This window comes from Segatella copri (assembly GCF_019127135.1).
In the GTDB taxonomy this organism is placed as follows: Bacteria; Bacteroidota; Bacteroidia; order Bacteroidales; family Bacteroidaceae; genus Prevotella.
The window spans coordinates 128,785-141,421 of the sequence record NZ_JAHOEA010000003.1; the positions used below are offsets into that span (position 1 = coordinate 128,785).

The following is a 12,637-nucleotide window of genomic DNA, read 5'->3' on the forward strand; positions in this document are numbered from 1 at the left end:
CTATAGTGAAAAAGAACATTATAGTTACCTTTGCGGACGTTTTTATTTAATATTATTAAGATGAAGAAACTAAAATTAGTTAGTTTAGCCATTGCGATGGCTTGTGCAACCCCATCTTTTGCAGGCGGTTTGCTCACCAACACCAATCAACATGTAGCATTCAACAGAATGATGAGCCGTGAGGCTTCAATTGGTATCGACGGTGTTTATTATAATCCAGCCGGAGTTGTATTCATGGGTGAAGGTCACCATCTCGCCATCAACTGGCAGTTGGCATACCAGACACGTAGCATTGAAAATGATTATGCTCTGTTCACAAACAATGTGAACAATCCTATTACCCCTCGTACTTTCAAGGGTGAGGCTTTTGCGCCTGTCATCCCTTCATTCCAGTATGCTTATAATAAAGGTAGATGGTCACTTCAGGCTAGCTTCGCCCTCACAGGTGGCGGTGGCAAGTGTACCTTCGATAATGGTCTTGGCTCTTTCGAAAAGATCGTAGCTGAGACAGCAATGGCAGCTTGCCAGTTGGCTGGTGCTGTAGACCAGGTTGCAGCACAGTATCGTGTACCAGCTGTTTTCACCAACAATGATAAATTCGGAAAGGAAGGCAAGTATAGCTACAACAGTTATATGCACGGCCGCCAGTACTACTATGGTCTCTCTCTGGGTGCAGCTTATAAGTTCAGCGACAACTTCAGTGCATTCGCAGGCGTACGTGGTGTCTATGCTTCTACCAACTACTATGGTTATGTAGAGAACATCAAGGTTGGCGCAATGCCTCTCTATATGGTACTTGACCCAACTAAGGAGAAAGCTGCCAATATCGAGTTGAGCTGTGACCAGAGCGGTGTGGGCTTCACCCCTATCATCGGTGTTGATTTCAAAACTGGCAAATGGAACTTCGCTGCCAAGTATGAGTTCAAGACTCGTATCCGCTTGAAGAACAAGTCAGTAAACCAGGTACCAAGTATCGGTAACCTTCCAGCCAATCTCCGCAATGCTTATATCGCAGGTGGTGTACCTGAACAGGCTGCAGATGCCATTCTGGCAGATCCTACAATCAAGGGAGCAATGGGTCAGTTGAAGACTCAGTTCGACACAGAGCTCGAACAGGCTATCGGTGAATATGAGGATGGCAAGAAGATTGCTGGTGATATTCCTGCTTATCTGGCACTCGGTGTTGGCTACAGTCCTGTAAATGCAGTACGCGTAAACGTAGGTTTCCACTGGTTCGATGACAAGCACGCTACATCTTACAACAACCGACAGGAGAAGTTAAAGCGTGGTACATTGGAGTACAACGCAGGTGTCGAGGTAGACGTAAACAAGAAGATTACCCTGAGTACAGGTTGGCAGAATACCAACTATGGTTTGCCTGAAGAGAACCTTGACACACCAGCTTCAAAAAGATACATGGACGACAAATCATTCGTTGTCAGTTCAAACTCTGTAGCAGTTGGTAGTGTATACCACATCAACAAGAAGATGGATCTGAACGTAGCTTACTTCCACACCTTCTATCAGCACAAGAAGACTTCAGAGAATGTAGAACTAATAGGAAAGACCTACAGTTCAGACTACACACGTAACAACAACGTATTCGCAGTAGGTCTCGACATCAACTTCTAAACATAACTACAATTATCATAATTAAAAGGCTACCCGTTCTTGCAACAAGTAACGGATAGCCTTTTTCATTCTATTTACCAATCTTATTTTCTTCCATTCTGCCAGAGAAAAGGAGGGGCAGGAGACTACAATGGGTCTACATCATAATAAATCTGCAGAGCTCCATATCTCGGATCCTTTCCCATCTGTTGCTGAGCAAACTTCAGATATTCTCTTACCTTCTGCTGATCAATACCATTTTCCAGTTTGATAACAATCTTTCGAATGTTCATCGTCTTAACCCTTGCCACAGCAGGTTTATCGGGTCCCAACACACGCTCGCCAAACCAGCTTCTCAGCGTTTTGCTGAGCTCATGGCTAGCCTGTTCGCATACCTTATCATATTTATGTTTTACATACACATTAATCAGGTGGAAGAAAGGTGGATAATGAAAAGTTCTTCTCTCCTCCAGAATACCCTGATACAAACCTGCATAATCATTATGTACCACCTGTCCGATGACAGGCAAGTTAGGATTCTTGGTCTGTAGAATCACCAAGCCACGCTTACCTTTTCTTCCAGCTCTACCACTCACCTGTGCCATCATCATGAAAGCATGCTCGTAGGCGCGGAAATCGGGATAGTTGAGCATTGAATCAGCATTCAGGATACCTACTACACTCACCTTATCGAAATCGAGACCCTTAGAAACCATTTGCGTGCCTATGAGAAGATTCGTCCTGCCTTCAGAGAAGTCTGCAATAAGACGTTCGTAGGCATTTCGTGTACGTGTTGTATCCAAATCCATTCTGGCAATCTTGGCTTCCGGAAAGATTTCCGCTATCTGGTCTTCTATCTTCTCGGTACCAAAACCGCGTCCCATGATTTCCGTACTGCCACAGTTAGGACATTCCGTAGGAACCGGATAAGTGTAACCACAATAATGGCAAGTCAGCAAGTTTATGCTTTTGTGTAACGTAAGCGAGACATCACAGTTCTTACATTTCGGCACCCAACCACATACCTTACATTCAACCATCGGCGCAAAACCACGACGATTCTGAAAGAGGATTGCCTGTTGCCCATTCTTCAAAGCCTCTCTTACTGCAGCCAAAAGCTGTGGAGAGAAAGGACCGCTCATCATCTTACGGCGGCGCAAGTCTTTTACATCTACCACCTGAATTTCCGGCAACTGAATACCTTTGTATCTTGTTTTCAGTTCTACCAGGCCATACTTGCCTTGCTGCGCATTATAATAACTCTCCATCGAAGGCGTAGCCGTACCCAATAATGTCTTTGCCCCATACATCTTGGCAAGCACTATGGCAGCACTTCTGGCATGGTAGCGCGGAGCGGGATCCTGTTGTTTGAAGGAAGTCTCGTGCTCTTCGTCTATGATGACGAGTCCCAAAGCCTTAAAAGGCAGGAAGACGGCACTTCTTGCACCCAGGATTACATCATAGGGCTGATCAGAGAGTTGTTTCTGCCAGATTTCCACACGCTCAGCATCACTATATTTAGAATGATAGATGCCCAGCCGGTCACCGAAAACTCTATGAAGACGCTCCATGATTTGTACGGTCAGAGCGATTTCCGGCAGAAGATAGAGCACCTGCTTATGCTCCTCTATGGCTTTTCTGATAAGATGAATGTAGATTTCCGTCTTTCCGCTGGATGTCACACCATGAAGCAATACAACATCCTTTTTCATCATTTGCATCAGGATACCATTATAGGCATCTTGCTGAGCCAAGGAGAGAGGTTTAATCAAGTCAAGATGAGATTCTCCATTCGTATTCAATCGTCCTATTTCCAATTGATACGTAACAAGGATTCCTCTATTGATAAGTGCCTTGACAACAGCATCCGTACAATGGCTCTCATTCATCAGTTCTTCCTTGGTCACTTTTTTAATGCCTTCTCTAGGCGTATCACCATCAAGACTGTCCCAATGCGATAGACTGAGAAAAGTAGTCAGTGCCTTGGCTTGCTTCAAGGCTCTCTGCACCAGGTTGAGCGCTACATGAAGTGCCTGCTCACTACGGTACGTACTGGCAAGTTCTACATAGAGTTCCATCTTGGGTTTGAATTTCTCTGTAGACTTCAGTCCACCGGGCATAGCAGCATTATAGACATCGCCTAAAGGAGCCATATAATAATAGCCAATCCATTGCCACAATCTCATCTGCTGAGGCAACAGCGAAGGTGTATTGTCAAGTACCGCCTCGACAGGTTTGCAGGAGAATGCAGGCTTATCATCATGCAGCCGGGTAGCCATTGCGATATATTTCTTACTTTTACCAAGAGGAACCAGCAAGCGTACCCCAGGCACAACTTTCCCTTCCATCCCATCAGGGACAGAATAAGTAAAGGTTCCGTCGAGCGGAAGGGGTAATATCACATCTACATATTTCATATCTAATCTTCTTTAACCTTGAAATATCCATCATTCAGGCTTTCGACTTGCAAAGTTAGCAAAAAAAAAGCAGATACCCATCATCGGATACCTGCTTTTATATATTTTAAGATGTACTAGACGAGACCATACGATGTTCTCACCCATAATCTGTCCTGTTCTTTTGCAAGATTAGAACCAATAACCCAAAGCAATCTGCCAACTGTTATTCTTACTGTTACCATTCACAATCTTTTCGCTTGTTTCCTCCCAGGTAACATCTGCTGTCTTACCGCAAGCGATGTTATAGTTTGCAGAGAGCTGGAGATGGCTCAGCAGGGTAACACCCAAACCTACGTTTACACTGAAGTTTGTTTTCTTCAGAGAATAACAGCCTGATTTATTCCACTTGAAGTTCTTGTCACCAACATTGATGCCCCACTGTGGACCAGCGAAAACGAAAACATTAGCCAAGCTGCTCAAGCCGAAACCATAACGTACGTTTACAGGAATATTAAGAGATTTCTGAGTCATTGTTGTCTCTGCATCATTTACAGACACCTTAGCTTCCTTCTGATCGTACAAGGCAGCAGCATCAAAACTCAAGCCAACAATAGGGATAGTAACCTTTACCATTGGACCAACAAAGAAACCTGTCTTGTTAGATGCATCGAATACATCGTTACTCAAAGACATGTTAGTAACATCCAAACCGCCCTTCAAACCAAACTTAATCTGGGCATTAGCATTTGTAGCAAACATCATGGCTGCTACAACCATTAATACTGATAAAACTTTCTTCATTCTATATTTACTTTAATTCTTATATAAATTAATGACGCTCTCTACGAACCGTTACTCTAGCTGAGCCACCAGAAGAAATATTGCTTCCTCCTGATCTGCGTTTTTTAACAGTAGAAGTCTTAGCCGATTTAGATGCAGAACCACTTCTTCTGTTACGGCTTTTCTTCAGAGTCTTGGCATCCATATTCTTTTCTGCCTTGGCAATACTGTCAAGCGAATCCTTCCGAGCCTGATTACCCCAGATATTCTTCTCAAAGGCAGCCAACTCAGCTTCTATGCGTTTCTGTTCCTTCGCCATGGCTGTATCCGAAGGACAGTATTGTGCCAGGGTATTTCCCTGCATATTATTGGTCTTGTAGATTTTACCCCTATACAGATTCTTGGTAAAATAATCTTCTGCACTCATCACAGCAGCATTGTTCACATTACTGGTCATCAGCTGCTGCTTAGCCAGGAAAGGAGCCAGATCATCATACTTCACCCAGAAGAGCGGATACTTGTTTCCTACATCTCCAAAGTCATCATTACGGGTCATGATAGGGCACAAAGCCAATACCTTGGTATGGAAGGAAGCTGTTTTCTGGTCATAATAAGAAGTCTCCTTCACATAGTACGCCTTCACTTCTGCTGACGGAATATCGCTGTCATCAATATGCACCTTTCCATTATCAGTCTTCTCGTAGTAGATATGATAATTATCTACGAATGCTTTCGGAGTAAGACGGTTGGCGGCAGAAAAATCTTCATTACCATCCATACGATACTGATAAACAGGCACTCTACCCGTAAACATCAGTTTAAAGATATAGGTAAAGAGATTCATCTTACCATCTGTTGGCTCTACAGGATAATACAAGGCAGCATTGGCATCATCTGTGAGATTGAGTTCACGATAGATGTCTCTTCTCCAAACCACGTCCTCATCCATCGGGATGGCTGTAGGGAAATAAAGTTTGGCACGCAAGGTCATATTGTCAGCATTCGACTGTTGTGCCTTTTGCTGAGCCTGCTTTCTGCGAGCCGCTGGCTGTGCCATGATGCTCTGCACCATTCCCAAAAGCATGAATATGAATAATATCTTTTTCATTACATTGAACTTTGAACATTGAACTTTGAACTTTATGATAAGTAAAGCCGTTGAACTCTTCACTTACCTGACGATAACTTCCATTGCTGCCGGCAGATTTCGGGTAATTCCATCAGGACCTACAGCCTTGATATGCGAGATATAGAAGCGTCGGTTTCTTGACAGTTTTCTGAACTCTTCGCGCTGCCGTTCTGAGAAATTGGAACCCGCCGAAGCCAAAGGTATGGCATTTCCCATATTATCGAAGAATACGGTTTCGAAGCCCAGTACCTTAAACGGAATATCAAGGAGTCCGTCATCTATGGCTGCATGAATGCCTGGAGCACCCATCAGAGCACCTTTCGATAGAGCACCACCTCTAAACCTGTCTGTACCCATCGCAATATAAGCTGTTGGGTCAGGAAGTTTTCTTACATGGAATACGAATGGAGGCAGACTTCTCACCTGTCCCTTATCGCGGGCTGTCACATGGATGATAACATCCTTACCCACCGCTGAAGGTTTAGCCACGAAATGACCATTGCCCTTAGCTACGAAAGAACCGCCTGTCATGGAAGCAGAGATAGCATTTGCCGGAACACCAGGAACGCTGATGCTGATAGGATTGGCATAGCCTGCATAGAGCACATTCATCAGGTCGGCAGCAACGGTAGCTGTATTAGGAACAGGCAATACGGTGTATTTCTGAACGAAATTGCGTCGCATCATCTCGCCATTCTTGCCTTTCATCAGAATGTAACCGCCAAACTGATGCTCACCTACGCCACCTGCCACAAAACTGTATCTGCCATTCTCGGCATTCAGCCTACTACCATTCACATAGATTTCCGGGCGCTGTGTACTGTCTATTGCAGCCATCACCACATGCGAATTGAAACGTTCACCGGCATAGAGGGTTGTTTTTTCTGGAATAACGAATGCATCGAGTTCATTCACATTCAGTTCTACCAGATCTATATTTTTCTTCTCCTCATCCGATTTCTTCCCATCATCGGCAAGACTTTTCTTGATTTTCTCGACAATAGACTTGCCTTTGACACCGAATTCCTCATCTGTAGGAGTATTCAGCGCCAACATAGCCATCAGGATGACATACATCAGGTTAATCATCTTCTGGCGAGGCGAAACCGGTCTTTTCTTGATTGCCATGGATATAAATTTGCTTGATTCTATTTATTTTCTTCGTCTTTACTCTTCACTTGTTACATGAGGAGCCGCCACACGCATATTGATGGTCATGGCATCAATCATACGGGTATAAATCTTGTTCAACTGTTCTATCTGCTTTGCCATCATCTTGGTCTGCTCATTGATCTGGTCAATGGTACCAATCTGCTGGCTGGCACTTTTCAGCTGCATCTCGTATACCCTGCTGATACCTGTCAAGGTACGGTTCAGATTCTCCATTTCCTCGCTGTCACGAGTCAGTCGGCTACTCTGTTCGTTCACCTTACTCAAGGTTTCTACCAGGCTCTTCAACTGTTCTACGTAGCTGTTCTGAACTTCCACCACCTCAGGATTAAGTGGAGTCAGTTCTGGCGCAGCAGTCATTACAGGAGAGACAGGAGAAGCAATCTGAGGTTGAATGGTTTCAGAACGATTCTTGGCAGTCATCATTTCTTCAGCCGACACCTTTCCTTCCAGATACTCCTCTGTAGCATGGGTAGACAAGTCTCTACCTTCGGCAGTCTTGTCGAAAGGACGGTCGAAAGCAGAAAGGAAGAACACGAAAATCTCGGTTCCCATACCTAAGAAAAGCATGAAATTGGCACCAGGAAGATGGGTCAACTTAAAGAGGGTACCAGCGATTACGATAGAGGCACCCCAACTGTAAGCATAGTTAAGGAATGTCTGACCCGGCACACTATCCATCCACTTCTGCAAGCGGTATACGATATTGAATTTGCTATAATAGCTCATATTATTTATCTCCTATTCTTATTCTTCAATGGTTTCTGTTTTCCGCTTGCCGTAGTAGCAAGACTTCTCACGCAACGGAATCCGATGTATGAGCGAGGCTGATTCTGGTACTCGAAAGTGCGCCATGCCGAACGGATAAACGACTCAGGGTCTTTCCAGGAACCACCTCTTACACTCTTCTTCTTCAAACGGTAAGGATCTTCTATGGCAGCATTATACTGTAAAGTTGGGTTAAAATCGCTCATTGCGTCAACACCCGCCTCTGTATAAACGGTACTTGTCCACTCTGCCACATTACCAGCCATATCGTAAAGTCCATTAGAATTTGGCGAATAGATAGCCACCTTGCTGGTTATCAGGTTGCCGTCTTTGGTATAGTTGCCCCTGTCTGGTTTGAAATTGGCGTAAAAACAGCCATCCCCATTCTTCACATCCGCATTGTCCCAAGGAAATTCATTCTGGTTCTTGCCTCTTGCAGCATATTCCCATTCTGCCTCGGTTGGCAGACGGTAACGCTGCACATATCTTGCTTCAGGACCTAAGCCCTTCAACAGATAGTCTGTTCTCCAGGCGCAGAAGGCATTTGCCTGTTCCCAGGTAACACCGACTACCGGATAGTCATTATACGCAGGATTGCTGAAATAACTTCTCAGATAGGTTTCATTCTCTGCATTTCTGAAGTCGTTTACCCAACAGGTAGTGTCAGGATAAACATTCACGATATAGGTATTCAGGAAATCCCAAGGTCCTGAAAGCGGACGGTTGATGGTCTCACGCACCACTCTACCCTCATCATCATAATAAGCGGTATCTTTTGAAATCATCACCACCTCGTCCGGATTTATCTTCACATCGGTGTTGAAGGTACGTTCCTGGGGATTCAGACGGAACTTACGCTGAGCCGCAGCTGTATAATCATAGATTTCGTATTTATAGTTGAGCTGGCGCCAGTCGATGAGTTTTTCTCCTGTAACCGGATTGGTTTCATACAAACTTTCAAAAGCTCTCTGCTCATCCTCATTAGGTTTCTTAGGAAGTGCTTTCTTCCAGTTTACATGAGGCGTAACCGGATCGCCATTCTTATCTTCAGTAATCATGTAAGTCTCGTCGCCTCCATAAGCAGGATCAGCCAGACGTGTACGAAGGATAGAATCACGCACATAAGCCACAAACTGCTTATATTCTGAATTGGTGATTTCGGTATCATCCATCCAGAATCCATCCACCGACACACCCTTGCGTGGTGTTTTCATTCCCCAGAGTGAGTCTTGGGTCTCCATTCCCATTTTCAGGAAGCCACGGTTTATCTTTACCATACCATAAGGGGCTGGCTCTACAAAGCTTCTACCGCTCACGCCAACCACCTCGCCACCTCTGCCTGCAACAGAAGCTTGCTTGGCACCGAAGCAGCCGCTCAAGGTGAGCAATATAGCGAATGCACTAAGGAGCAATATACTTTTCTTCATTGTTTTATGATTCTACTATGTTCTTATTTCTATTTACATTATAATATTCTGACGCTCTGATGACGGTTTCTGCCTTTCTTGGTCAGGTTGATATCGGTCTGATACCCTACAAAGAGTTCATGACTGCCATTTCCGGCACTGAGTTTAGAGGTGTATGCCTCGTAACTGTAACCAAGCACTACCCCATGGAAACTACCGCCTACCAGCACGGTTACCGATCTGTCCGGACTATAGGTTACTCCACCATACAACATCCGTTTTTCATATTGGTAAACCAATCTTCCTGTCAGGTCGCCTCGCCATGTGGTACCATCTGTTGTAACAAGAACAGACGGCTTTATTGTTAAGAACGGATTTCTCAGTCGAATATTGTATCCACCTGTCAAATAATATGTGGCATCTATTTTCAATTCGTTGGTCTCACCTAGATTTATCGTAGGCGATGTAAGATGCTGGGCAGAAAGTCCTACATACCAGGCCTTATGCTGATAATACAGACCCAGACTCAAATCCATTCCGCTTCCATTTACGTCTGAAGTAGAAAAGGCAGGGTCACCACTTTCTCCCAAATCCACCTTGCTTCCATCAAACTTCTCACTCAGCATGCCTCCTTGCACACCCACGCTCAGCGTTCCACCCAGGAGTTTATTCTGCAAAGCATACTGTAAAGCCAGTCGCTGATGAGTAAAAAGACCAATCTGGTCATTCAGTAGCGACAAGCCTACTCCATGCCGGTGATTGAGCAAGAAGAAAGGCATGTCAGCCGCCACCTGAAAGGTACGGGGGTTATGTTCGAATCCAGCCATATCAAGTGCGTAGGCCGCCGCAACATTAAGTTTCGACTGCTTACCCACAGCAGCAGGATTGAATGATGGTTCCATGTCAAAATAATGACTGAAGGAAGGATCATACTGTGCCCTCATTTCGAGCACCCCCACTAGCAGAATCCATATAATGATAAATCTTTTCAACACAATAAGATAACGGAATTTCTTACACATTATTATATATAAGCAAGAAACAAAAGATGAAAAAGGCTACCCTCTTATAGGAGAGCAGCCCTATCATCGAGATTAATACTCGTCATCATTCCAGAGGAATATTAGGGCTGAATACCAAACACTTATAGCCTTCTAACTTTTTTATTGAACATTTTATTAAGGAGTAAAAGTCGCTAAAAGGCTTTTCTAAACCTATCTTGCAACTCCTTGATTCGCTCTAAAAGTTTTTCGAAAGATAAAGTCTAACCATAGATAAAGTGGTTACACATCTCTGCATAATCACCTTCCCAATCCTTCACCAACTCTTGCCTAGGAACGAAATCAATCTCACTAGGCATCAACTTAGAATAATCTACATACCCAACAGCATAGTATATGGAACGATGCTTAACTATACGCTCATACAAATCAATATCCTGCAGGGCTTGTTTGCCAAATTCTGTATCCATCAAGCGTTCGAGATCATAAAGATGTCTAGACATTCGGACATGACGAGGAGTCTGTTTCTGAAATTCCTCGCATAGCAGGAATGCCTTCTCTAGGAATGTTCGAGTAGGCACAACTGTTCTGACCGTAGCTGTAGCCGCCGCATCTTCTCCAGGGAAAGTCTGCTCAATATATGATGAAATCAAACGGTCTTCCGTAGGTTCATTCATAGACAAGCAACTAATCTCTATCTTAACTCTTGGCGGAATATACTCTATCGTATGACCAAGCATAGACTCATAATGAACGAGAATGACAGATGGATCCTTATCACTTGCAACGGGACTTGCCTTACCATCCTCATCAATTTCCTCTACTACATTTTCTATATGGTATCCTTCCACACCAAGTTTCTTTAGATTTTCATCCAACTCTGCTGAAACTGTATCAAGAAAATACCTACGTGCCTTCTTGCGAAGTTTTTCACGCTGATTCTTTGTCGTCTTCTCTATACCGAAGAATTCATGGCTTACAGATAAGTCTATATCCTCACTGAATCTTTCTATCAAATTCCATCCTTTACTGAGACTTGTACCTCCCTTAAAGATGAGTTGATCTGCACATGAACATTTGAAAAGAGCGTTGAGCACCACAGTTACCCACCAGTCCTTTTCAATTGCAACCTGATTAATACGAAACTTCTCTTCTGCACGTTGCAACATTGCTATTCGTTCATCTATTGTGTGATTTAACCAAAGTGTCATAATGCTCGTTTTTATCTATTATATCAGTTATCAGCTTTCTCATCCATACTGGCATGAGAGTAAGGTCTTGTACAAACAAGTCTTTATGTTCCTCTTCATTGACCAATTTTCTTATGGTAGAGAGTTCTTGATTACCTACATTCTTTTGTCCTAATGTTCTAAGAGCTTGTACAAGAAGCGCTGCCAACACTGTCTGAAAAGCAAAGTTCTTAGGAACACTTCTCTTCAACTCTATAGTCCGATTTCCAAGAGTCAAGACTCTTCCACTTCCCGATGTCAGATAAGTATATTTTGTAGGCACCTGTGTTGAGAGTCCAAGTTTGTTGAGCGCTGTAACTCCTGAAGGTTGTATTTGTACCTTATCTCGCTGGGCTATAGCCATCACCATTTCATCTATTGATGGATAGACTATCCCAAATCGGGTATTCTTAGGGCGAAGATAAACCCCATTAGCTAATCGAACTATATTTCCCTTTTTTTCTTCTACAGAAAGTGCACGACTTACCACCTTCTCATTATCATTGATGTCAGAGAAGTCTGAGATGAAGAGAATCTGCCCTTCACTTGTCTCGTATATACGGTTTGCTATTTCTGCCATATCGTTTTCTTTCTTTAATGGTGCAAAAATACAAAAAATCAGCGATATGTGTAACACCCCGCCGATTTAATTAACTTTTTTTATGTAGAAAACTTTGCAAATATTTTCCACAATCACTTATTTTTATTCACTCTTAGCTGTCTGTGGTACTCACGGCTCTTGCGTTGTAGTTCTTCCTTATGACTGGCATAATATCGACGTTGATACTCTTTTTTCGTGGCAGTTTTTCACTCTTTAAGAGACATACAGGCAAATTCTCCGAATGAATCTGGATACTGCTTGATTATTGCAGTAAAGACTGCGGACAAGACCTGCACGACAATGGAGTTTCCGGCTCGCCAATATAGAGAATAGTCAGAAGTCTTACGATGACGACCATTTATAAACATAAGTTTCGCTATTTGTTCTTTTGTGTAACCTTCTTTACCTCAAATCCGCAACCTATAGGGTTTAGTGGGATTTTGCTTGCAAAGCGACAAAATTCATTTTATTGTACATATTTCTTGCACAACAGAAATGTCGCAGACACAAAATCCCCTTACCCCATAAAGCGACTTGAGGTAA

Annotated in this window: 9 protein-coding genes and 1 pseudogene; 1 reads left to right on the forward strand and 9 read right to left on the reverse strand. The window is 43.5% G+C overall.

Annotation, left to right across the window (positions count from 1 at the left end; all coding sequences use genetic code 11):
- Nucleotides 1-60 precede the first annotated feature (60 nt).
- Entirely contained in the window at nucleotides 61-1,632 is a 1,572-nt protein-coding gene (locus KSW37_RS01750; protein WP_217313151.1) for an OmpP1/FadL family transporter, read from the forward strand.
- A gap of 125 nt (nucleotides 1,633-1,757) precedes the next feature.
- Here the strand turns inward: KSW37_RS01750 and priA are convergent, their stop codons facing one another.
- From priA to KSW37_RS01795, 9 genes and pseudogenes are all read right to left on the reverse strand, one after another.
- Nucleotides 1,758-4,028, reverse strand: coding sequence for a replication restart helicase PriA (gene priA / locus KSW37_RS01755; protein WP_217313152.1), 2,271 nt, complete (start codon nucleotides 4,026-4,028; stop codon nucleotides 1,758-1,760).
- A 171-nt stretch (nucleotides 4,029-4,199) separates the two neighbouring features.
- Nucleotides 4,200-4,811, reverse strand: coding sequence for a porin family protein (locus tag KSW37_RS01760; RefSeq protein ID WP_022120527.1), 612 nt, complete (start codon nucleotides 4,809-4,811; stop codon nucleotides 4,200-4,202).
- 28 nt (nucleotides 4,812-4,839) lie between these two features.
- Nucleotides 4,840-5,898: a gliding motility protein GldN gene (gene gldN / locus KSW37_RS01765; RefSeq protein WP_153093115.1), complete on the reverse strand. Its 1,059-nt coding sequence runs from the start codon at nucleotides 5,896-5,898 to the stop codon at nucleotides 4,840-4,842.
- A gap of 63 nt (nucleotides 5,899-5,961) precedes the next feature.
- Nucleotides 5,962-6,858, reverse strand: a pseudogene (gene gldM / locus KSW37_RS01770) (gliding motility protein GldM); the annotation flags it as partial.
- Nucleotides 6,859-7,086: 228 nt separating this feature from the next.
- The gene (gene gldL, locus KSW37_RS01775; protein WP_217313153.1) at nucleotides 7,087-7,818 is read right to left on the reverse strand and encodes a gliding motility protein GldL; all 732 of its coding nucleotides are present in this window, start codon (nucleotides 7,816-7,818) and stop codon (nucleotides 7,087-7,089) included.
- A 5-nt stretch (nucleotides 7,819-7,823) separates the two neighbouring features.
- Nucleotides 7,824-9,284, reverse strand: a complete 1,461-nt coding sequence (locus KSW37_RS01780; protein WP_217313154.1) for an SUMF1/EgtB/PvdO family nonheme iron enzyme — start codon at nucleotides 9,282-9,284, stop codon at nucleotides 7,824-7,826.
- 38 nt (nucleotides 9,285-9,322) lie between these two features.
- A complete protein-coding gene (locus tag KSW37_RS01785; RefSeq protein WP_153085979.1) occupies nucleotides 9,323-10,285 on the reverse strand; it encodes a PorP/SprF family type IX secretion system membrane protein in 963 nt (320 codons plus the stop codon).
- Nucleotides 10,286-10,527: 242 nt separating this feature from the next.
- Entirely contained in the window at nucleotides 10,528-11,433 is a 906-nt protein-coding gene (locus tag KSW37_RS01790) for a nucleotidyl transferase AbiEii/AbiGii toxin family protein (protein WP_228113379.1), read from the reverse strand.
- Nucleotides 11,434-11,443: 10 nt separating this feature from the next.
- Nucleotides 11,444-12,073, reverse strand: coding sequence for a DUF6088 family protein (locus KSW37_RS01795; protein WP_089543958.1), 630 nt, complete (start codon nucleotides 12,071-12,073; stop codon nucleotides 11,444-11,446).
- Nucleotides 12,074-12,637 lie beyond the last annotated feature (564 nt).